The sequence below is a fragment of the Methylophilus sp. 14 genome (genome assembly GCF_015354345.1).
Classification (GTDB): Bacteria; Pseudomonadota; Gammaproteobacteria; order Burkholderiales; family Methylophilaceae; genus Methylophilus.
This window is the reverse complement of the sequence record NZ_JADKYS010000008.1, coordinates 60,343-82,524: the sequence shown is the minus strand read 5'-3', so window position 1 is coordinate 82,524 and position 22,182 is coordinate 60,343. Positions and strand designations below refer to the sequence as shown.

Annotated in this window: 17 protein-coding genes; 6 read left to right on the top strand and 11 right to left on the bottom strand. The window is 49.6% G+C overall.

Features of this window, described 5'->3' with window-relative positions:
• Positions 1-188 precede the first annotated feature (188 nt).
• From INP78_RS13960 to INP78_RS13940, 5 genes are all read left to right on the top strand, one after another.
• A complete protein-coding gene (locus INP78_RS13960; protein ID WP_194742811.1) occupies positions 189-1,691 on the top strand; it encodes a P-loop NTPase fold protein in 1,503 nt (500 codons plus the stop codon).
• A gap of 15 nt (positions 1,692-1,706) precedes the next feature.
• Complete coding sequence (locus tag INP78_RS13955; protein WP_194742810.1) at positions 1,707-2,258, top strand: flavin reductase family protein; 552 nt, start codon at positions 1,707-1,709, stop codon at positions 2,256-2,258.
• 310 nt (positions 2,259-2,568) lie between these two features.
• On the top strand, positions 2,569-4,755 hold the full coding sequence (locus INP78_RS13950) for an HAD-IIB family hydrolase (RefSeq protein WP_194742809.1): 2,187 nt from the start codon (positions 2,569-2,571) through the stop codon (positions 4,753-4,755).
• A gap of 23 nt (positions 4,756-4,778) precedes the next feature.
• Entirely contained in the window at positions 4,779-6,731 is a 1,953-nt protein-coding gene (locus INP78_RS13945) for an alpha-amylase family protein (RefSeq protein ID WP_194742808.1), read from the top strand.
• Between the two features lie 22 nt (positions 6,732-6,753).
• Positions 6,754-7,629 (top strand): mechanosensitive ion channel family protein, encoded by an 876-nt coding sequence (locus INP78_RS13940; protein WP_194742807.1) that lies wholly within the window; start codon positions 6,754-6,756, stop codon positions 7,627-7,629.
• Positions 7,630-7,673: 44 nt separating this feature from the next.
• Here the strand turns inward: INP78_RS13940 and INP78_RS13935 are convergent, their stop codons facing one another.
• The 5 genes from INP78_RS13935 to rlmE all read right to left on the bottom strand — a co-directional run bounded on the left by INP78_RS13935 (position 7,674) and on the right by rlmE (position 13,161).
• Positions 7,674-8,153 carry a hypothetical protein gene (locus INP78_RS13935; protein WP_194742806.1) on the bottom strand — a complete coding sequence of 160 codons (480 nt, stop codon included), beginning with the start codon at positions 8,151-8,153 and terminating at the stop codon, positions 7,674-7,676.
• A gap of 16 nt (positions 8,154-8,169) precedes the next feature.
• Positions 8,170-9,522, bottom strand: a complete 1,353-nt coding sequence (glmM, locus tag INP78_RS13930) for a phosphoglucosamine mutase (RefSeq protein ID WP_194742805.1) — start codon at positions 9,520-9,522, stop codon at positions 8,170-8,172.
• 40 nt (positions 9,523-9,562) lie between these two features.
• Entirely contained in the window at positions 9,563-10,387 is an 825-nt protein-coding gene (gene folP, locus INP78_RS13925; RefSeq protein WP_194742804.1) for a dihydropteroate synthase, read from the bottom strand.
• Between the two features lie 93 nt (positions 10,388-10,480).
• On the bottom strand, positions 10,481-12,394 hold the full coding sequence (gene ftsH, locus INP78_RS13920; RefSeq protein WP_194742803.1) for an ATP-dependent zinc metalloprotease FtsH: 1,914 nt from the start codon (positions 12,392-12,394) through the stop codon (positions 10,481-10,483).
• A gap of 146 nt (positions 12,395-12,540) precedes the next feature.
• Positions 12,541-13,161 carry a 23S rRNA (uridine(2552)-2'-O)-methyltransferase RlmE gene (gene rlmE, locus INP78_RS13915; RefSeq protein WP_194742802.1) on the bottom strand — a complete coding sequence of 207 codons (621 nt, stop codon included), beginning with the start codon at positions 13,159-13,161 and terminating at the stop codon, positions 12,541-12,543.
• 55 nt (positions 13,162-13,216) lie between these two features.
• Here rlmE and yhbY point away from each other — a divergent pair, with 55 nt between their 5' ends.
• On the top strand, positions 13,217-13,525 hold the full coding sequence (gene yhbY / locus INP78_RS13910; protein ID WP_194742801.1) for a ribosome assembly RNA-binding protein YhbY: 309 nt from the start codon (positions 13,217-13,219) through the stop codon (positions 13,523-13,525).
• Between the two features lie 55 nt (positions 13,526-13,580).
• Here the strand turns inward: yhbY and INP78_RS13905 are convergent, their stop codons facing one another.
• From INP78_RS13905 to bamE, 6 genes are all read right to left on the bottom strand, one after another.
• Complete coding sequence (locus INP78_RS13905; RefSeq protein WP_194742800.1) at positions 13,581-14,036, bottom strand: DUF4149 domain-containing protein; 456 nt, start codon at positions 14,034-14,036, stop codon at positions 13,581-13,583.
• Between the two features lie 28 nt (positions 14,037-14,064).
• Positions 14,065-14,547, bottom strand: coding sequence for a transcription elongation factor GreA (gene greA, locus INP78_RS13900; protein ID WP_194742799.1), 483 nt, complete (start codon positions 14,545-14,547; stop codon positions 14,065-14,067).
• A 92-nt stretch (positions 14,548-14,639) separates the two neighbouring features.
• On the bottom strand, positions 14,640-17,855 hold the full coding sequence (gene carB / locus INP78_RS13895) for a carbamoyl-phosphate synthase large subunit (RefSeq protein ID WP_194742798.1): 3,216 nt from the start codon (positions 17,853-17,855) through the stop codon (positions 14,640-14,642).
• On the bottom strand, positions 17,855-18,994 hold the full coding sequence (gene carA, locus INP78_RS13890) for a glutamine-hydrolyzing carbamoyl-phosphate synthase small subunit (RefSeq protein ID WP_194742797.1): 1,140 nt from the start codon (positions 18,992-18,994) through the stop codon (positions 17,855-17,857). The genes carB and carA overlap by 1 nt, the downstream gene beginning before the upstream one ends.
• 233 nt (positions 18,995-19,227) lie before the next feature.
• Positions 19,228-20,034: a 4-hydroxy-tetrahydrodipicolinate reductase gene (gene dapB, locus INP78_RS13885; protein WP_194742796.1), complete on the bottom strand. Its 807-nt coding sequence runs from the start codon at positions 20,032-20,034 to the stop codon at positions 19,228-19,230.
• Positions 20,035-20,066: 32 nt separating this feature from the next.
• On the bottom strand, positions 20,067-22,109 hold the full coding sequence (bamE, locus tag INP78_RS13880; protein WP_228522912.1) for an outer membrane protein assembly factor BamE: 2,043 nt from the start codon (positions 22,107-22,109) through the stop codon (positions 20,067-20,069).
• Positions 22,110-22,182: the final 73 nt, after the last annotated feature.

The following is a 22,182-nucleotide window of genomic DNA, read 5'->3' as shown; positions in this document are numbered from 1 at the left end:
AATCTGACCGCTTCTTGTTTGAATTCCTCAGTGAATCTTTTATTGCTCATTTAATACTCCTGTTAACCTCAATTATGAGGCTAAAAAGTATCTAATGCAGCCGGGGCGATTCAGGTGCTTTAAAAATCGATTTTAATAATGATGATAAAGACGATGGAACCATATCTCCCACCATACCAGACATTAACTTGCCGGATTACTTAACAAACCTAGAGGATTTTGTAATTATTTTCGATGATTTAGAACGAAGTAATATTAACATTCTCAAGTTATTAGGCTATATAAATCATCTCGTTGAGCATGGTGGGCATAAAGTTATCCTGATTGCGAATGAAGATGAAATCATAAATCACGAACAAATTAACAAAGATAACAACTCTTATTTGAGAGCTAAGGAAAAATTAATTGGTAAAACCTTCGAACTTGCACCAGAAATAGAGGTTGCTCTAAAAGCCTTTATTAATAAATATTCCGATAATCAAAAAGAATTATTTGAAAGATTAACCCCTGACATCATAAGAATATATAACCAATCTGGCTATCAGAACTTGAGGCATATAAAACAAGCTCTTGATGACTACTTGAGATTAATAAACGCTCTTCCTGAAAACTTAAAAAACCATAATGATTTAACTGAAGTGTTATTGAAAAACTATTTGATATTTAGTTTTGAAATAAAAAGCGGCCATTTAAAACCTGCTCAATTAAAAGAACTAACTATGAGTGATTGGGTTTCTTTTATGAAGGGCGAAGAAAATGACGATCTAGAACAACCAATCTCAATAATTACAAAAAAATATTCTGACTTTTCTTTGCATGACCTTGTATTGAGTCATGAACTATGGGAACAAATCTTTGAAAAAGGTATTTTCGATACGGAAAAACTAATATCTGAAGTTGAAAATAGTAAGTATTTCTTTACGGAAGATACTCCAACCTGGAAAAAGCTTTGGTATGCCTATGAACTTAATGATGAGGAAATAAAGACTTATCTTGAAGTTGTTCACGATGAATTTGTATCATTTAAACATCATGAAGTTGAAGTTTTTTTACATATTATTGGCAATCTATTATTTTTGTCTGAATGCAAGATATATCAAAAATCAAGGGTCGAGATACTTAAAATTGGGAAGAAATATATTGACCACTTGAAGAAAAACAATCTGTTAGCTGTTCAAGCTGATAACTTTAAAACTTACTTTGCTCATGAGTCCTCCCATAACTTAGGGTATCAAGAAAGAGACTCCTCCGAATTCAAAGAAATATACGAGTACTTAATAGCAAAAACTAACCAAGCTGTGATTGATGACTATCCACAAGTTGCTAGTCATTTACTGGACCTGATGAGCAGTGATAATTTTAAATTCTGCCAGCATCTTCAATTCAACAATGATAAAGATAATCTTTATTACAAAATTCCAATCCTAACTTACATCGACCCTCGAGCGTTTGCTACCAAATTCATTACTTTATCTCAAAGAAATAAATGGAATATTGAAAGTTTACTAAAGAATAGATATGGATTCGTAGATTTCAATCAGGAGTTAAAAGATGAAGCAGACTGGCTGATAAAGGTCGCACGATTTTTTACTACTGAAGCAAATAAACATCCTAGGACAATGAAGAAAAGAAATTTATTGATAGCCGCACAAACTTTTAAAGCTGCTGCAGAACATCTAAAAAATAATTAATTACAAAAGCACTAAATGAATCTTGAATTAAAAAATTCATATCGGTTACTGAACCATGGCCCAACCACAGTCATTACATCCGCTCACGCTGGCAAGCGCAACATCATGGCCGCGGCCTGGGTCTGCGCTTTAGACTTTAATCCCGCCAAAGTCACGGTAGTGATCGACAGCAAAACCTACACCCGCGAACTGATAGAAGCCGAAGGCACATTTGCGATAAACCTGCCTTGCGTGCAGCAGATTGAGATGGTGAAACAGGTCGGCAGCATCAGTGGCCGCGATTTGGCTGGTACGGACAAGTTTGCCGACTATGGCATTGACACGTTTGCGGCACAGGCAATCAGTGCGCCATTAGTGAAAGGCTGTGTTGGCTGGCTGGAGTGCAAAATCATCCCAGAACCACACAATCTGAACACGTACGACCTATTTATTGCCGAAGTGGTAGCTGCGCACGCCGATGAGCGCATGTTTTCTGGGGGCCGCTGGCATTTTGACGGGCAGGACGATTTGCGCACGATTCACCATATTGCCGGCGGTGTTTTCTTTGCCACCGGCCAGCCCTGTTGAGTGACATTCGCCTGCATCAAACAACCCTGTGCGCAACACAGGGTTTTTTATTGCCTGTGTGTATTCAAAAAGATTGAAACTTTCTTTTTTAAATTGATGTCAATATAATGTATACAAATTAAAAATGACATCGTAGGCTTGATTTTCTGCCTATGTCTGCTTCAAAAAAACGTTGATGCAATAGCATCTTTCTTTCCGCTGAGAACAGAGTCTGTTCTCTATGCATGTCAATTCATGGCTTGTGGTGGCAATACTGGCCGACGCTTTTTTTGCGATTGTATTACCGCGCCTATGATTGAGTGGAGGCGTCATGCGTTTAAAAACAAATCAACCATCTGAACAACTATATGTCTTGTTAATCAGCGTTCACGGCCTGATCCGCGGTGAAGACCTTGAACTCGGAATCGATGCAGATACCGGCGGTCAATGTACTTATGTGCTTGAACTGACGCGCGCACTTGCCAACCATGCGCAGGTAGGTCGGGTCGATTTATTGACGCGTTTAATCGAGGATAGTCATGTCTCGGCCGAGTATGGGCAGAGCGAAGAGCGCTTGAGTGATCAAGCCCGCATTATCCGTTTACCGTGCGGCCCCAGACGCTACTTGCGTAAAGAGAGCTTGTGGCCGCATTTAGACCAAATGGTGGATAAATGCCTACATTACTTGCGTCAGCAGCGTCGGTTGCCTGATGTGATTCATTCGCACTATGCCGATGCGGGCTACGTTGGCCGACAGTTATCCATGTTGCTGGGGATTCCGCTGATCCACACCGGCCACTCGCTGGGCTTGCCCAAACGCGAACGGCTGCTTTCCAGCGGTAGAAAGCCGTCTGCTATTGAAAAGCAATTTAACTTTGACCGCCGCGTGGCTGAAGAAGAAGCCTTGCTGCGCGATGCGGCGCTGATTGTGACTAGCACCAGGCAAGAGGTTGAGTTGCAATATGGGATGTACGCGCATGTGGATGGCACTCGCTTTCGTGTGATTCCGCCTGGCACCAATACCAAGCGCTTCTCGCCCGCCGGTAGACGGCCGATTGCCCCCAGCGTTGAACAACGCATCTCACGCTTTTTGGCGCAGCCGAAAAAGCCGATGATTTTATGTATCTGCAGACCTGAAGTGCGCAAGAATATTAAAGGGCTGCTTCAGGCCTATGGCAGTGATGCCGAATTGCAAAAGCGCGCCAATTTAGTGCTGGTTGCCGGTAGCCGCGAAGATATTCGCCAACTCGACAAAGCCCAGCAAGCGGTGTTAAACGAATTATTGCTGGATATTGATCGCTATGATTTATGGGGCAAAGTCGCGATTCCCAAACATTTTCCGCAAGAAGATATTCCTGAGCTTTACCGTCTGGCGGCCAAAAGCCACGGCATCTTTATCAATGCCGCCTTTACAGAACCATTCGGCTTAACACTGCTTGAAGCGGCGGCCAGTGGCCTGCCTATCATCGCCCCAGACGACGGCGGTCCACGTGACATTCTGTCGAACTGCCACAATGGCCTGCTAACCGATACGCTGGATAGTGAAGCGATTGCAGAAAGCTTGCTCAGTGCGTTGAGTGATAAAAAACGCTGGCAACAATGGGCACGCAACGGATTACTGAATATCAAACGTCACTACACCTGGGCGGGGCATGTCACTAAATACCTCAAAGAAGTCAGACACTTGCAACGTAAACATCGCAAAAATCTGCGCAAGCAAAGGATTGCGCTGCACCGTGGCGTTTCAACCATGCCGATGGCGGACTATGCTTTTATCACTGACATTGATAACACCCTGCTGGGACATCGCGAAGGCCAACTGCGCTTGGTGGATTGGTTAAAAGACAATGCTGGCGGCGCTGTTTTTGGCGTGGCTACGGGCAGGCCGCTGGAAAGTGCGATGGATATTTTACGCAAAAACCGTATTCCGATTCCAGATGTACTCATTACTTCGGTCGGCTCAGAAATTCATTATGGTGCGCGTCAAACCCCTGATATTGGCTGGGCCAACCATATTCGCCATCTATGGCGGCGCGATGACGTGCTGCGTGCACTTGAAGCTATTCCAGGGCTAGTCTTGCAGTCTGCCGAAAATCAGCGGGAGTTTAAAATCTCTTACCTGGCGACGCCAGACGTCATGCCTGGGGTGGATGCCATCAAACAGCACTTGCACCGTGCGCATTTACACGCACAAGTGATTTATTCACATGATGAGTTTCTGGACATTCTGCCTATCCGCGCCTCTAAAGGACATGCAATTCGTTACCTGGCCTATAAATGGGGGCTGCCATTAAACCGCTTTTTAGTGGCGGGCGATTCAGGCAATGACAGCGAAATGCTTTCAGGCGACACAATGGCCGTGGTGGTTGGCAATCACAGCCATGAGCTTGCTGAGTTGAAAGGCCAGCATAACATCTATTTTGCCCAGGCTGGCTATGCGTTTGGCATTCTTGAGGGCATGGCGCACTATCAATTTGGAAAAGCGGTGCCCAGCCCTGCCGAAACCGCAATGGCCTAATCTCATATTGACGGGAATGAAGTATGTACGAACAGATATCGCACGCCATCCTGAATGACACATTACGACAGCTGTCGACCAGCAAACAGGACAAACAATGGCAATTTTTTTACACCCGCCTGGGGGCTAACTTTTATGCGATTTACTCCCTGTTTCACCATCTTTATGGTCACCGGCCAGACTTCAAACCACAGCTTGCGCATCTGGTCGCCGTTTTGGCTGAACGCTATGGGCAACGTTCAGCTGCGCTCAAGGCACAGGACCTGGCGCGTGAGCAGGATCATGCATGGTTTATGCACCAGAAATGGGTAGGCATGGCTTTGTATTGTGAAGGCTTTGCCGGAACACTGTCTCACATGCAAACAAAGCTGGCTTACCTGCAAGAACTCGGGATCAACATGGTGCATATTATGCCGATCTGTGATTGCCCGGAAACCAATAACGATGGCGGCTACGCCGTGCGCGATTACAAGAAAATTGATCCGCGCTATGGCACTGAGCAAGACCTGGATCAATTGATTCACCTGATGCAGCAACGCGAGATGTTGCTGGCACTGGATGTGGTAGTCAACCATACCTCTGACGAGCATGCCTGGGCAATCAAAGCCAAACAGGGCAATGCGACTTATCAGGACTACTACTATATGTTCGATGATCGCACATTGCCGGACATCTATGAAAGCACCATGCCAGAAGTGTTCCCTGAACAGGCACCGGGGAGCTTTACCTTCAATGCAGAAACGCAGAAATGGGTGATGACGGTATTCAACCATTATCAGTGGGATCTCAATTACAGCAACCCAGCGGTATTGATCGAAATACTCGATGTGATTCTGTTTTGGGCAAATAAAGGCGTGGATATCCTGCGACTGGATGCCGTCGCTTTTCTGTGGAAAAAGATGGGCAGCAGCTGCCAAAACGAACGTGAAGCACATCTGATTCTGCAATTACTCAAAGACTGTTGCCAGGTTGTCGCGCCCAGCGTGTTATTTATCGCAGAAGCGATTGTTTCACCTACCGAAATTATCAAATATTTCGGCGAGGATGCCGTGAACGCTAAAGAGTGTGAAATCGCCTACAACGCGACGCTGATGGCTTTGCTTTGGGATGCCGTTGCCACCAAACAAACCCAATTACTGTATAAAGGCATTGAAGGCCTGCCTGAAAAACTAGACCGGGCGACCTGGCTCAACTACGTTCGCTGTCATGATGACATCGGGCTCGGATTCAGTGATGAATCTATTATTGCCGCCGGTTTTGACCCAGTGTCGCACCGACGCTTTCTGGTTGACTATTACACTGGCCACTATGAAGACTCAAATGCCAAAGGATTCGCCTTTGGCGTTAATAAAAAAACCGGTGATGCCAGGATTTCTGGTGCACTGGCGTCGCTGGCCGGTTTGGAAACCGCGCTGGCCAAGCAAGACGTGTCAGCCATTGACGATGCCATCGCCACCATTAGCCTGCTGCATAACTTTATGATGGCCTTTGGCGGCATGCCTTTGCTGTATTACGGCGACGCAGTCGGCACGCTCAATGATGATGCCTACCTGATCGACTCCTCTAAAATGAATGACAATCGCTGGGTGCACCGGCCAACACTTGACTGGGCAAAGATGGACAAACGACAACAAAAAGGCACGGTGGAGCAGCGCATATTCAGCGCGATTAAACAGTTAATTGCTGTGCGTAAAGAGATTTCGGCCTTTGCCGACTTGAACAACCGCGCTTTGATTGCTTTGGACAATCCTCACGTCATCGCCTTTAGCCGTGAAGTTGCCACCGGCATGCATGCCAGGGTACTCGTGATTGCCAATTTTGACGTACAGGCCCATTGCATTCCGACACAGGCGTTTCAACAAAAAGGCTGGCTTAAACAAACCATGGTCACAGACCTGTGCAGTGGCCAGTCGATCCCGCTCACCGCAGCGGGCATCGTGATCCCCAAACTCACTGCATATTGGTTATCAATTTAAATAAGAAAGGATACTTAATCTTATGTCTTGGCTCTCATACATTGACATGGAAAATACCAGCGAAGCGTTTGTGCTGGTCAAAACCTTACTCAGAATTTTTCTGATTGTCGGGGTCGCCTATTTTTTGAATAGATTGTCCAAAAAACTCATCACGCGTTTGCGAGACCACCTCATCGGCCATGCTGATTCAAATATAGAAGAAATCAAGCGCATGAATACCTTGAGCATGGTGCTGCGCTACATTGTCACCACGGTCATTTTAGCAATCACGGTGGTAGAAATTCTGCATGAACTGGGCATATCTATCGCGCCAGTCTTGGCCGCTGCGGGGGTTGTCGGTGTGGCGGTTGGCTTTGGGGCGCAAAGTCTGGTCAAGGATTACTTTAATGGTTTCTTTTTACTGCTTGAGAACCAGATCCGCAAGGATGATGTGGTTGAGATTGCCGATAAGGCTGGGTTGGTGGAAGAAATTACGCTGCGTTATATCAAGATGCGCGATTATGAAGGCAATGTGCATTATGTGCCGAATGGCCAGATTACCACCGTCACCAACCGCTCACGCGACTTTGCCTATGCGGTGATGGATATCCGTGTCGGCTATGATGAAAACATCGCCAAAGTCATGCAGATCATGCACGAGGTGGGCGCCAGCATTATGCAAGATACGCAATTGCAGGACAAAGTACTGGATAAGCTGGATATTGCCGGGGTCGACAATCTGGCAGAATCTGCAGTGATTATTCGCTGCCGCATGAAGGTACGACCTTTGGAACAATGGACCATCAAGCGTGAATATTTAAAACGCATTAAAAACGCATTCGATGCACAACAGATTGAAATTCCGTTCCCACATCTCACGGTGTATCAAGGTCTATCGCCAGAGGAATTGGCGGCTTAATAAAAAAGCGGGCACCCTGCCCGCTTCTCAATGCTCGTTTTTTATTACCGCTGAACTTGCCGTTTTTGCCGGTAACGGTAAGCCAGCAAAATGATAATCCCAGCCACATTCGGCCACCAGATATACCAATGTGACCAGGGAATACCATCGACTCTAAAATCTGAAATCGGCCAGAACATAGGCGTGGCAAAATATTGCAAACTATGGAACGGGAAATCCAGCGTGATATGAAACGGCCAGGCCAGCATGGCAAAGGCAATATCTTTGCGCCAAATGGCGATGAGGCCGATCACGGCAAAGGCAATCACAAAGCTGTGACCAACGGTGTAAGCCGGGTAAATCCAGCTGGGTAAGGTCGCCAGCGCTGGTTTACCTAAGCTGTAATTGCCTTCGATCACGCGCAGTAACAGCAAGGCACCAAAAGAAATCAGGTCAGGCATGGCGCCCATGAGCGCAGCAAATTTAGGGTATTTGCGAAAGCCAAACAGGCCATACCCCCATAAAGCGTGACTAAAGGTGTCCATGCATTTCTCCGAAAAATTAAGCAGCCAGTTGGCGGATGACCTCGGCGAGTTGCTCTGCCTGTGATTGCACCAGGCCCTGGTTCAAGCCTTCGACCATGACGCGGATTTTTGGCTCAGTGCCAGAGGCACGCAGCAATACGCGGCCTTCACCATTGAGGGTGGATTCCGCCTGCTTGACGGCAGTTTGCACGGCATCCTGGTTTAAATCCAGCTTTTGTTTGGTGGTGACATTAATCAGCACTTGTGGGTACAAGGTTAAATCTGCGCCTAGTTGCTGTAGCGTTTTACCGCTTTCGCGTACGGATTGCAGCACTTGCAAGGCCGCAATAATGGCATCGCCACTGGTATGTTTATCCAGCGTGAGAATATGCCCGGAATTTTCACCGCCCAGTTTCCAGTTTTTATCCTGCAATAATTCCAGCACATAGCGGTCGCCTACTTTGGCCCGGCCAAATGGAATCTGATGTTTTTGCAAGGCATGTTCCAGGGCCAGATTGGTCATCAAGGTACCGGCGACGCCCCCTTTGAGCTTACCTTTGGCATACAAGCCCATGGCGATGATATACAGCAACTGGTCGCCGTCAAGCAGGTTGCCTGCACCATCCACCATCATCACACGGTCGCCATCGCCGTCAAAAGCAATACCGAGATCCGCCTGATGCTCAACCACCGCTTTTTGCAGCGCCTGCGGATGTGTGGAACCCACGCCTTCATTAATATTGAGGCCATCCGGCTGGTTACCAATCGCAATCACCTCTGCGCCCAGTTCATGGAACACCGGTGGTGCGACGTGGTAAGTCGCACCATGCGCACAATCGAGCACGACTTTCAGGCCACGCAAGTCGAGATGGTTAGGGAAGGTACTTTTACAGAATTCCACATAGCGGCCAGCGGCATCATCCACGCGCTTGGCCTTGCCCAATTGAGCCGACTCCATCACCTGCATGGGTTTAGCCAGTTCAGCTTCAATCGCATGCTCAATGTCATCTGGCAGCTTGGTACCCTGGGCAGAGAAGAACTTGATGCCATTGTCGTAATACGGGTTATGCGAAGCTGAAATCACAATGCCGGCCTGCGCACGCAAGGCTCGGGTCAAATAAGCGACCGCAGGGGTTGGCATCGGGCCAGTGAGTAACACATCGACACCAGCGGCTGACAACCCGGCTTCCAGCGAAGCTTCCAGCATATAGCCGGAAATACGCGTATCTTTACCAATGAGCACTGTTGGGCGCTTGCCTGCGGGCAAATGCTCGTGGCTCGCCAGTACGCGGCCAGCAGCATAGCCCAGTTTCATCACAAACTCGGGCGTAATCACGGATTCACCCACACGACCACGAATACCATCGGTGCCAAAATACTGTTTACTCATCGCTCTTATCCTTCTCTTGCTTATTCTTTTATCTATTGGTTTATTGCAACGCGGCAACCACCTTGAGTGCTTCCACGGTCGCCTTGACATCATGCACGCGTAATAAACGCGCGCCCTGCATGGCACTAATCACCGCCGCAGCCACACTGGCATGCAAACGGGCATCGACATCATTACCGGTCATTTGCCCCAAGACGGATTTACGTGATAGTCCGACCAGTAAGGGACAATTGAGTTCTAGTAACTGGGGCAAGGCTTTGGCCAAGGCAATATTGTGCGCACGGGTTTTACCAAAACCAAAGCCTGGGTCTAGCATGATGCGCTCGTGCGCAATGCCAGCCGCCAGACAAGCATCACGCTGCATACGCAAAAACTGTTTTACCTCAGCCACCACATCATCATAGTGCGGCTCCAGTTGCATGGTTTGTGGTGTGCCCTGCATATGCATGACACACACACCTGCATCACTGTTAACTACGGCCTCTAAGGCACCAGGCTCCTGCAAGCCACGCACGTCATTGACGATGCTGGCACCCGCAGCAATGGCCGCCCGCATCACTTCTGGTTTGTAAGTATCGATTGAAATCGGCACTGGAATATCGCGCGCAACCAATGCTTCAATCACCGGGATCACGCGTTGCAGCTCTTCGGCCAGTGGCACCGGCACCGCATTCGGCCGCGTCGATTCACCACCAATATCCAGTACGGCAGCGCCCTGCTCTATCAGTGCCAAAGCATGGGCAACTGCGAAATCGACCTGGTTAAACTGACCGCCATCCGAGAAAGAATCTGGCGTGACATTGATAATCCCCATGACCTTGGGCGTATCCAAATCGAGGCGAAAACGGCCACAGTGAAGTTGCATGTATGATTGATTGTCCAAAAAATAAAGGCTGGCAAATGCCAGCCTTGTTATTTTAACCGAAAGCCCGGTTGCAAAATACCCGGTTAATCAATGTTAGGGATTATTACTTTCAGTGTCATCCCCTTTAGCCGTCGGTTGTGGCGTTGGGTTCACCATGGTGCCTGACCCACTGCCACCGGAACTGACGGTTGGGCCATTTTTCGGCTTGGGCGCACGCACAGGCAAACCAGCCATAATGTCATTCACCTGATCGGCATCAATGGTTTCAAACTCCATCAGCGCTTTGGTCATGGCTTCGACTTTGTCACGGTTATCTTCAAGCAATTTGCGTGCAATGCCATATTGTTCGTCCAGAATGCGGCGGATTTCAGCATCCACCTTTTGCTGGGTCGCTTCAGACACCGTACGTGATGACATGCTGCCCATCCATGAGTCCTGCTCGCTACCGGCATATACCATGGTGCCCAGCGTATCAGACATACCGAACTTGGTCACCATATCACGGGCCATTTTCGTGGCACGCTCGAAGTCGTTCGAGGCGCCGGTAGACATTTGATTCATGAAAATCTCTTCGGCAATACGGCCACCGAACAGGATAGAAATATCTTCCAGCATCTTGTCTTTGTAGTTGCTGATACGGTCGTGCTCAGGCAACTGCCAGGTCAGGCCCAACGCCCAGCCACGCGGCATAATCGTCACTTTGTGCACTGGGTCGGCTTTTGGCAACAACTTAGCCACCACCGCATGACCAGATTCATGATAAGCCGTGTTCAAGCGCTCTTCTTCACGCATCACCATAGACTTGCGCTCAGGGCCCATGAAGATTTTGTCTTTAGCATCTTCAAAGTCCTGCATATCGACAGTGCGCTTATTACGACGCGCAGCAAACAAAGCAGCCTCGTTCACCAAATTAGCCAAGTCCGCACCGCTGAAACCAGGTGTGCCCCGGGCAAGGATGTCCGCTTTTACGTCCGGATCAATCGGCACTTTACGCATATGCACATTCAGAATCTGTTCGCGGCCTTTGATGTCTGGCAAGCCCACCATCACCTGACGGTCAAAGCGGCCAGGACGCAACAAGGCTTTATCCAGCACATCGGCACGGTTGGTCGCAGCAATTACAATCACGCCGGAGTTGGCTTCAAAACCATCCATCTCAACCAGCATCTGGTTCAGGGTTTGTTCGCGCTCATCGTTACCACCACCCGTGCCAGCACCACGATGGCGGCCAACGGCGTCGATCTCGTCAATAAAGACGATACAAGGGGAGTTCTTTTTGGCGGTTTCAAACATGTCACGCACACGCGCAGCACCGACACCGACAAACATTTCCACAAAGTCGGAGCCTGAAATACTAAAGAACGGTACTTTAGCCTCACCCGCAATCGCGCGAGCCAGCAACGTTTTACCGGTCCCTGGCGGGCCTACCATTAATACGCCACGTGGAATACGGCCACCCAGTTTCTGGAACTTGCTTGGGTCTTTGAGGAATTCAACCAGCTCAGCCACTTCTTCTTTGGCTTCATCGCAACCGGCCACATCAGCAAACGTCGTGCTGTTATTGGATTCATCTAATTGACGCGCCTTGCTCTTGCCAAATGAGAACGGGCCACCACCCTTGCCGCCACCTTGCATCTGGCGCATAAAGAAAATCCAGACGCCGATCAGCAGAATCATTGGGAACCAGGAAACGAAGATGCTCATGAGCATGGATTCATGCTCTTCTGGTTTGGCTTCAACAATCACATTGTTTTTGAGCAGGTCGGACACCAGCCATGGATCAGAAGGCGTGAAGGTATCGTAGTTTTTACCTTCATTGGTCGTCACATGTAATGAGCGGCCATCAATCTGGACTTTTGCAACGCGGCCATCTCTGACCTCTTGCATAAATTGTGAGTAAACCACTTGACCACTACTTCTGCCGGTGCCGTTAAATTGATTAAATACCGTCATCAGCAACAAGGCGATCGCTACCCAAATCGCGATATTTTTCAATAGATTATTCAAGGTGGTTCCTTAATTTAAAATCGAAAGGCAGGGAAGTCCCTATCTGGAACAATGGAGGCAAAACCAAACTTTTCAAGCCTTTAATGGCATTGTATACCCAATTTTTTGCTTGTGCGACGAAACTAAACGCAAAAAAGCATTGCAATTCAAGCTTTACGTTGCAATCCCAGCAAATACACTTCACTGCTGCGATCACGCGAAGCTTTAGGTTTACGTGTCACCACTTTTTCAAACTGGCCGCGCATTTGCTTCACAATTTCGTCAAACCCGCTGCCAATAAATACTTTGACCAGGAAATTGCCGCCCGGTTTCAGCCATTGCTGACAAAAATCCAGTGCCAGCTCGGTGAGGTAGGTGGCGCCCGCCTGATCAACATCTTTTAATCCACTCATATTCGGCGCCATATCGGCAATCACCAGATCCACCGGTTTGCCATTGAGCGAGGCTTCCAGTTGCTTGAGTACCACCTCTTCCCTAAAGTCGCCGCAAATAAACTCCACGCCGGGGATCGGGTGCATGTCCAGAATATCCAGCGCAATCACCCGCCCTTGTCCTTTAATGCGTTGCACCGCCACCTGTGACCAACTGCCGGGTGTAGACCCAAGGTCAACCACCGTCATACCTGGCTTGATCAGTTTGTCTTTGTCGTCAATCTCCAGCAACTTATACGCAGCGCGTGCGCGGTAGCCTTCTTTTTGCGCACGTTTCACGAACTCGTCGTTCAAGTGTTCCTGCATCCAGGCTTTGCTGGTTTTAGAGGGTTTCATAGGGGGAATTCCTGCTTCATGCTAAAATACTGATTGTTTTCAAGGAAATTTTTGCATGCAATTAAACAGCAAACAAATCGCTTATTTACGTGGCCTGGCGCACAATTTAAACCCGGTTGTCATGATAGGCAACAATGGCCTCACCGACGCCGTGTTAAAAGAAATTGATGTCAGCCTCAATGCCCACGAACTGATTAAAGTACAAGTGGCCGGTGATGATCGTGAACTACGTAAATCATTGCTGACTGACATCGCGGATAAAACCAGCGCGATTGCCGTGCACCATATTGGCAAACAATTGGTGTTTTACCGCGCCAGCGAAACGGTTAAGGCTTCTGCCAAAATCGTGATTCCAAAGCTGTAACACTAAAATACACAATAAAAAACGCGCTACTGAAAGCGCGTTTTTTTATTTGTGCCTAGCTGGATTTAATCACCAGCCAGACACCTAGCAGACACTCGACCAGGTAAGCAATGCTGGCAATACCATGCCAGGTTTTAAACCGGCTGGCAAACACACTCTGCATCACATCATTTGGTAAGGCACTGGCTTTTAATTGGGCCAACAGTGGCTGTATGCCGAACTCACCGATCAGCACCAGTACCCACATCAAGAATACCACCCAGAACAAGCCTTGCTTGAATGCGGAAAACCCATCATTGGCCAAACGCTGCACCAGCAACCATACACCACTGACCAAGCCAATATAACTGACGATGGTGAACAATTTTCCAGCCACCAGGCCAGCCAACTGGCGATCAGGGATGGTCTGAAACAAGACACTGGCCGTGATGGCCGTCATCCATAATGCACCTACCCATGCTGTGAGTAACAGCGGGCTAATCCAACCAGTCAGTCCTGCTTGTTTGGCCATAGCCATGCACTCCTAAATCCACGTAAGCTTAAATATAGAGCACTTCAATAATTTCGTACTCTTTTACGCCACCTGGTGATTGCACTTCAACCACTTCACCTTCGGACTTGCCAATCAGGCCACGCGCAATGGGCGAGCTGACTGAAATCTTGCCATTTTTGATGTCGGCTTCGTCTTCGCCAACGATCTGGTAGGTTTTGGCATCGCCTGAATCCAGGTCTTCAAAACGCACCGTCGCACCAAACACCACGCGGCCTTCCGCGTTCAACATGGTTGGGTCAATAATCTGCAAATTGGACAGTTTGCCTTCCAACTCGGAGATACGGCCTTCAATAAAGCTCTGACGCTCTTTGGCAGATTCGTATTCAGCATTTTCGGACAAGTCACCTTGTGCACGTGCCTCAGCAATCGCCTGAATAATATTAGGGCGATCTACCGCACGCAAACGTTGCAATTCTTCTTTGAGCAATTCTGCACCAATCACGGTCACAGGAATCTGATGTACTGCCATGTCGAAATACCTTCAAAAAATGAGTATAAAAAAAATAAACCACACCCGAATGAGCGTGGCTTATTTCAAATATCAATTAAGCCAAGTTTAAGTTAAGCAAGGCGTTTGTGCAAGTCTTGCACAGAATAGACATTCATGTCCTTGCTTTGTGCCATGCCGATACAAGCCGCACGTGCGCCAGCCAGGGTCGTGTAGTAAGTGACCTTGTTTTGCAGAGCGCTGCGACGGATCTCATAAGAATCAGTAATGGCTTTCTTATCCTCAGTCACATTGACAATCAAGCTGATCTCATCGTTCTTGATCATATCTACAATGTGTGGTCTGCCTTCAGCCACTTTGTTCACCGGTGACACGTCTAGGCCTTGTTCTGACAACGCACGCGCCGTGCCTTTTGTCGCCACCAGGGTAAAGCCCAGCTTGACCAGATCTTTGGCAATGTCGATGACTTTGGCATGGTCTTCGTTGCGCACACTGATAAAGGCTCTGCCGCCAGTAGGCATTTTCACGGAAGCGCCCAGTTGCGATTTAACAAAGGCTTCCGCAAAGGTGGTGCCTACGCCCATCACTTCACCGGTAGATTTCATTTCAGGTCCCAGGATGGTATCCACGCCTGGGAACTTGATGAACGGGAACACGGCTTCTTTGACTGAGTAGTAAGGCGGCACGACTTCCTTGGTCACGCCTTGTGACTTCAGTGACTGGCCTGCCATGCAACGCGCAGCAATTTTCGCCAGTTGCAAGCCACAGGCTTTAGACACGAACGGTACGGTACGTGATGCGCGTGGGTTTACTTCCAGCACATACACGACTTCACCCTGCTCGGTATTCTGTACGGCAAACTGCACGTTCATCAGGCCTTTGACGCCCAGCGCTTTGGCCATTTGCACGGTTTGCTTGCGCAACTCGTCCTGTAGGCTGTCGCTCAGGCTGTAAGGTGGCAATGAACAGGCCGAGTCACCAGAGTGCACACCGGCTTGTTCCACGTGCTGCATGATACCGCCGATCAACACATCTTCGCCGTCACTTAACGCATCAACGTCGACTTCAATCGCATCATTGAGGAAGCGATCCAGTAATACTGGAGACTCGTTAGAAACTTTGACCGCCTCGCGCATATAACGCTCGAGCTGGCTTTGCTCATGCACAATTTCCATCGCGCGGCCGCCCAATACGTAAGAAGGACGCACCACTAATGGGTAACCAATTTCAGTCGCCAAGCGAATCGCTTCTTCTGGCGCACGCGCAGTACGGTTAGGTGGCTGTTTCAAATTGAGGTTATGCAACATCTGCTGGAAACGCTCACGGTCTTCCGCACGGTCAATCGCGTCTGGCGTAGTGCCGATAATAGGCACACCAGCTTTTTCCAGGTCACGTGCCAGTTTCAATGGCGTTTGACCACCGTATTGCACAATCACGCCAACCGGTTTTTCGATATTGACGATTTCAAGGACATCTTCCAGCGTGACTGGCTCAAAGTACAAACGATCAGACGTATCGTAGTCGGTAGAAACGGTCTCCGGGTTACAGTTCACCATAATGGTTTCGTAACCATCTTCGCGCATGGCGAAGGCCGCGTGTACGCAGCAATAGTCAAACTCAATGCCCTGACCAATGCGGTTAGGACCACCACCCAATACCATGATCTTTTTGTTGTTGGTTGGCCGTGATTCGCACTCTTCTTCATAAGTAGAGTACATATATGCCGTGTTGGTAGCGAATTCTGCCGCACAGGTATCCACGCGCTTGTACACCGGACGCACATTCAGCGCCTGGCGGAACGCGCGCACCGCATGTTGGTCGGTGTTGAGCAATTTAGCCAAACGGCGGTCAGAGAAGCCTTTACGCTTCAGTCTGAACAAGGTTTCCTTGTTCAAGTCTGCTAATGATTTCACCGACAGCGACAGTTCCAGTTTGATGATTTCTTCAATCTGCACCAGGAACCAGCGGTCGATTTTGGTGATGTCGAAAATCTCGGCAACGCTCATGCCCAAACGGAAGGCATCAGCTACATACCAGATCCGCTCAGGACCTGGCTCGCCCATTTCCTTGACGATGCGGTCTTTGTCATCGGTCACAGAATCCAGGCCATCTACACCCACTTCCAGGCCACGCAAGGCTTTCTGGAAAGATTCCTGGAAGCTACGGCCCATGGCCATGACTTCGCCCACAGACTTCATCTGAGTGGTCAGGCGGCTATCGGCCTGCGGGAATTTCTCGAACGCGAAACGTGGCACTTTCGTCACCACGTAGTCAATGGATGGCTCAAACGAAGCAGGCGTTTGACCACCGGTAATTTCGTTGCGCAACTCGTCTAATGTGAAGCCCACCGCCAGTTTGGCAGCCACTTTGGCAATCGGGAAACCGGTGGCTTTAGAAGCCAGGGCAGATGAACGCGATACACGCGGGTTCATCTCAATCACGATCATGCGGCCATCATCAGGGTTGATGGCGAACTGTACGTTAGAGCCGCCAGTATCCACACCGATTTCACGCAGCACTGCCAAGGAGGCGTTACGCATGATCTGGTATTCTTTGTCGCTCAAGGTTTGCGCTGGCGCGACCGTGATACTGTCGCCAGTATGTACGCCCATTGGGTCCAGGTTTTCAATCGAACAGATGATGATGCAGTTGTCCGCTTTGTCGCGCACCACTTCCATCTCGTATTCTTTCCAACCCAGCAGTGATTCTTCAATCAGCAATTCGTTAGTTGGTGAAGCGTCCAGGCCACGCTCGCAAATGGCGATAAATTCTTCGCGGTTATACGCAATGCCGCCGCCGCTGCCACCCATGGTGAATGAAGGACGGATAATGGCAGGGTAACCAATCGTTGCCTGTACTTGCAGTGCTTCTTCCAGGCTATGCGCGATGGCAGAACGTGCAGAACCCAGACCGATTTTGGTCATGGCTTCTTTAAATTTCTGGCGGTCTTCCGCTTTATCAATCGCCTCTTTGGATGCACCAATCAGCTCAACATTGAATTTTTGCAAGACGCCATGCTTGTCCAGGTCCAGTGCACAGTTCAGTGCAGTCTGACCGCCCATGGTCGGCAACAGAGCGTCAGGACGCTCTTTCTCGATGATTTTTTCCACCATCTGCCAGGTGATTGGCTCGATGTAGGTTGCGTCGGCCATTTCCGGGTCGGTCATGATGGTCGCCGGGTTGGAGTTCACCAGAATGACGCGGTAACCTTCTTCACGCAAAGCCTTACAGGCTTGCGCACCAGAATAGTCGAACTCACAGGCCTGCCCAATGACAATAGGACCGGCACCGATAATCAGAATACTTTTAATGTCAGTTCTTTTTGCCATTAGATGGACTTTCTTTCTTGCATTAACTGGATAAAGCGGTCAAACAACACGCTCATTTCTTGCGGACCAGGACTGGCTTCCGGGTGACCCTGGAAACTGAAAGCTGGCTTGTCTGTACGTGTAATCCCTTGCAGGCTGCCATCGAACAAGGACACATGCGTCACCTTGACATTGGCTGGCAAGGTGGCAGGATCCGCCGCAAAACCATGGTTCTGGCTGGTGATATAGACGCGCTTGCTTTCAACGTCTTGTACCGGATGGTTAGCACCGTGGTGACCAAACTTCATTTTCAATGTTTTGGCGCCGCTCGCGAGGGCCAGCAACTGGTGGCCCAGACAAATACCAAAGGTCGGGATACCAGTATCGACCAGCGTTTTAATCGCGCTAATCGCGTAATCGCATGGTTCTGGGTCGCCAGGGCCGTTAGACAGGAAAATACCGTCAGGCTTGTAGGATAAGGCTTGCTCAGCGGTGGCCTGCGCTGGCAACACAGTGACTTTACAGCCACGCGAGACCAGCATGCGCAGAATGTTACGTTTAACACCGTAGTCAAATGCCACCACATGGAACTTAGATTCAGCCGCCTTGCTGAAACCCGAACCCAATTGCCACTCGGCTTCTGTAAACTCGTAAGGCTGGGTACAGCTGACCACTTTGGCCAGATCCATCCCTGCCAGGCCTGGGAAACCATTGGCCAAAGCCAGGGCTTGCGCTTCATCGACAGACTCGCCAGCCATGATACAGCCAGCCTGAGCGCCTTTTTCGCGCAGAATACGGGTCAGTTTGCGGGTATCGATATCGGCAATGGCCACCACATTGTTGGCATTGAGATAATCGGAGAGATTTTGTTCACTGCGGAAATTGCTTTCCAATAAGGGCAAGTCACGAATAATCAGACCCGCAGCATAGACTTTGCCTGACTCGACATCTTCACTGTTGGTACCGTAGTTACCAATGTGCGGATAAGTCAGTGTCACAATTTGTTCGGTGTAGGATGGATCAGTCAGAATTTCCTGATATCCGGTGATAGATGTATTGAACACCACTTCACCGACCGTATGACCGGAAGCGCCAATGCTAATGCCCTTAAAAACAGTTCCATCTGCTAACACTAAAATCGCTGGAATTGTTTTTGACACCTTTAGCTCCTTAAGTTTGATACGAAACACATCGTTTAGAGGGTTCATCGCATCGCCAAAAAGAGGTTTCAAGCTGCGGTGAATAGATGTGCAAAACGGGAAAAGCTTGTTGGACTCTTCCCGTTCAGAATTAAAGCATTATAGCGCAAATCGACTGCTCGCTCAAGGGCAAGTCACAGGCAAATCTTGCTTTTGTGACTCAAGCCAGGCAGTTGCTGGGCAACCCTTTAAAATCAGCTTTTATCAAACCCCAGCACATCACGCATATCAAACAAACCTTGTGGCTTATCCGCCAAAAATTTGGCTGCACGCAATGCACCCTGGGCAAACGTGGCACGACTCGAAGCCTTGTGCGTCAGCTCTACGCGCTCACCCACTCCCGCCAGCACCACAGTGTGGTCGCCAACTACATCGCCACCGCGCAAGGTCGCAAAACCAATCGTGCCTGCTTCGCGCTCGCCAGTCACGCCTTCACGCGCATACACCGCGCAATCCTTTAATGCTTTATCAATACCTTTGGCAGCGGCCTCGCCCAAACGCAGCGCAGTGCCAGAAGGCGCATCTACTTTGTGGCGATGGTGCATCTCGACCACTTCAATATCGTAACCTTCATTGAGCACGCGCGCCGCTTGTTCAACCAGGTTGATTAACAAGGTCACACCCACACTCATATTCGGCGCGAACACCACGCCCACTTTGTTGGCGGCTGCTTCAATACTGGCTTTTTCTGCCTCACTAAACCCAGTGGTGCCAATCACCAACTTCACATTGGCCTGCTGGCAGGCCTGCAAATATTGCATGCTAGCTTCCGGGCGGGTGAAATCCACCAGCACATCTGCGCCCTGCAAGGCCGCAGCAATATCCGAGGTAATTTTGACACCGGTCTGCTTGCCAAACTGCTCGCCCGCATCGCGCCCTATCATCGCGCTCTCAGCACGATCCAATGCAGCATGCAGTTGCAAACCACTGTCAGAAAAAACACCCTCTAATAAAGCATGCCCCATCCGGCCAGACACACCTGCAATCACAACTTTCAACATCACTCGCTCAATCATTCTTTATTTAATATGGGTTAAAACCCGATTTGTTCCAATACACCGTCCAGATGCTCAGCGCTACCTTCAGGTGCAGTCACTTGCTGGCTGCCAGAGGCCGCTTCAGCACCAGAAGCAGCCGTTTCACGCACAATCAACCAACGCTGGGTAGCCGCATCCAATTGCAACTCCAATCGTTTAGACATCTCGTCACGGTAGGATTTTGCGGCGTATTTTTGCGTGAATGTCACCACCGCCGCGTCTCCTGTACGGGAAACATTGAGGTTGCTGATATCCAGGCTGATTTTACCCTGCTGCGGGGACAGGCGTTTTTTACGCTGTGCTTCCCAAGCGGCACGGTTAGGCAAACCCTCTGGCACAAAAGCAGGAGAATAGGCTGCAAAATAAGCATTGGTATTCTTGCTACGCCAAGCTTGCGCCCATGCCTGCACCGCTGATTCAATGCCGCTATCTACTGTCGCAGTCGGCGCCACGGATGCTTCCGCTGCGACCACTGGCTCAGAGGTGCTCACTTTCGGCAGATCCGCCACAGACACGGCGGCTGCACCAACCAAAGGCGTGACACGCTCACGCGTAATCAACCAGCGCTTGAGTGAGGAGTCATAACGCATTTCCAAGGTTTTCGTCAGCTCATCCTTGTAAGATTTAGCCGCGTACTTCTGCTCAAAATGCACAGTAGCAATCGCAGCCGTGCCTTCACGCTGTACTTGAATATTATTCAATACCAGCGCGATCGTCCCCTGACCAGCCGACAAACGCTGCTTACGTTGCGCTTCCCAGGCTTTTTTGGATGGTAAGCCTTCTGGCACAAAGTCAGGCGCGTAGGCGGCCAGATAGTTTTTAATATCCTTGCTACGCCAGGCTTGCGCCCACGCAGCTACTGCCTGATTGATTTCGCCATCACCAGCAGGCACTTCCTGCGCAACCACGGGTGCAGACTCAACAACTTTGGCCGCTGCTTGCGGTGCTTTAGCCGCCAGAGTCGCTGCAGGCGGAACAATAGGCGCCACTTCCTTCACGATAGATTTCGCTGGAGGCGGTGGTGGCAGTTCCGGCTCAGGTTCAGGCTCTGGCAATTGCTCAGCGACAAATGTCGGTGCTGGTTCAGCCGCATGATCAGCCTTGGGCGCAACGCCTTTCTCAGTCACTTGATGCGCTTCGGCGTCTGTCGCTGGCGCATTGGCTTCAGCCATATTGCCTTTGACCATTTCCTGCTCGGTCGGCACGACTGGCGCAACATACTCCCCTTCAGGAATATACGGAATCACTTCATCATCTTCAACGGCTGCCACTGCAGTCGACTTGGCAACCGGGGCTTGTTTGGACTCAGCAGGTTTCACAGCAGCAGCAGCGGCTACGGTAGCGGCGGCAGCCACGGGCGCCACCACACTCTTAGCGGCCACAGCGCCTGCCTTCACTGGCGGCGGCAACACAGGTTCGGGCGCCGCAGCTGCCGTTGGCGCGGCAACAGGGGCCTCTTTAAACACGGGTGGAGGCTCTACAGTATCCGCAATTTTCGCCGCCATTTCTTGATCATTTGCAGCAGCAGCCTTGGCTTGATACTCCCCTTCAGGAATATGCGGTACAACTTCTTCTTCTGTGACAGTTTTTTCTGCCGTCGCTTGAACCGCAGGCGCACTGCTGGCAGCTGCTTGCACTTTGGCCGCCTCGGTCGCGGTCGCTTCTGTTGCTTTTTCAGCCGGAGCACCTTCTTCGGCTTTCCAGAACTTCAGCTTATCGGTCCAAGCCTGCTCTTTTTCTGCTTCCACTTTTTTCTGTGGCAGCTCTGCAATGGTTTTCACATCAGGATTTTCTGCTGACGGAACAACATCCCCACGCACGGAAACCAGGCTGTCCTTATCGAAGTCAAGAATCACGCGACGCTTTTCAACAATAGCACCCTGTTTGCGCAACTCGTAAAAATAATCCCAGCGATTATCACGGAAACTATCTACAATGAGCGGGGTCCCCATAATGTAGCGCACTTGTGATCGCGTCATGCCCGGGCGCAACTGCAACAGCATTTTGGAGGTCACGACGTTGCCTTGCTGAACTTCCATCTTGAACGGCTTAAGTGAAGGAAGTTTGGCACCGCACCCACTCTCCAGTGATGCGACAGCCAACACAAATAAG

What these genes read in the sequence shown, in the direction of transcription:
- INP78_RS13955 (WP_194742810.1), top strand. Translation starts at nt 1,707, where the DNA reads ATGAATCTTGAATTAAAAAATTCATATCGGTTACTGAACCATGGCCCA.
- INP78_RS13950 (WP_194742809.1), top strand. Translation starts at nt 2,569, where the DNA reads ATGCGTTTAAAAACAAATCAACCATCTGAACAACTATATGTCTTGTTA.
- INP78_RS13945 (WP_194742808.1), top strand. Translation starts at nt 4,779, where the DNA reads ATGTACGAACAGATATCGCACGCCATCCTGAATGACACATTACGACAG.
- INP78_RS13940 (WP_194742807.1), top strand. Translation starts at nt 6,754, where the DNA reads ATGTCTTGGCTCTCATACATTGACATGGAAAATACCAGCGAAGCGTTT.
- INP78_RS13935 (WP_194742806.1), bottom strand. Translation starts at nt 8,153, where the DNA reads ATGGACACCTTTAGTCACGCTTTATGGGGGTATGGCCTGTTTGGCTTT.
- glmM (WP_194742805.1), bottom strand. Translation starts at nt 9,522, where the DNA reads ATGAGTAAACAGTATTTTGGCACCGATGGTATTCGTGGTCGTGTGGGT.
- folP (WP_194742804.1), bottom strand. Translation starts at nt 10,387, where the DNA reads ATGCAACTTCACTGTGGCCGTTTTCGCCTCGATTTGGATACGCCCAAG.
- rlmE (WP_194742802.1), bottom strand. Translation starts at nt 13,161, where the DNA reads ATGAAACCCTCTAAAACCAGCAAAGCCTGGATGCAGGAACACTTGAAC.
- yhbY (WP_194742801.1), top strand. Translation starts at nt 13,217, where the DNA reads ATGCAATTAAACAGCAAACAAATCGCTTATTTACGTGGCCTGGCGCAC.
- INP78_RS13905 (WP_194742800.1), bottom strand. Translation starts at nt 14,036, where the DNA reads ATGGCCAAACAAGCAGGACTGACTGGTTGGATTAGCCCGCTGTTACTC.
- greA (WP_194742799.1), bottom strand. Translation starts at nt 14,547, where the DNA reads ATGGCAGTACATCAGATTCCTGTGACCGTGATTGGTGCAGAATTGCTC.
- carB (WP_194742798.1), bottom strand. Translation starts at nt 17,855, where the DNA reads ATGGCAAAAAGAACTGACATTAAAAGTATTCTGATTATCGGTGCCGGT.
- dapB (WP_194742796.1), bottom strand. Translation starts at nt 20,034, where the DNA reads ATGTTGAAAGTTGTGATTGCAGGTGTGTCTGGCCGGATGGGGCATGCT.
- bamE (WP_228522912.1), bottom strand. Translation starts at nt 22,109, where the DNA reads ATGGAAGTTCAGCAAGGCAACGTCGTGACCTCCAAAATGCTGTTGCAG.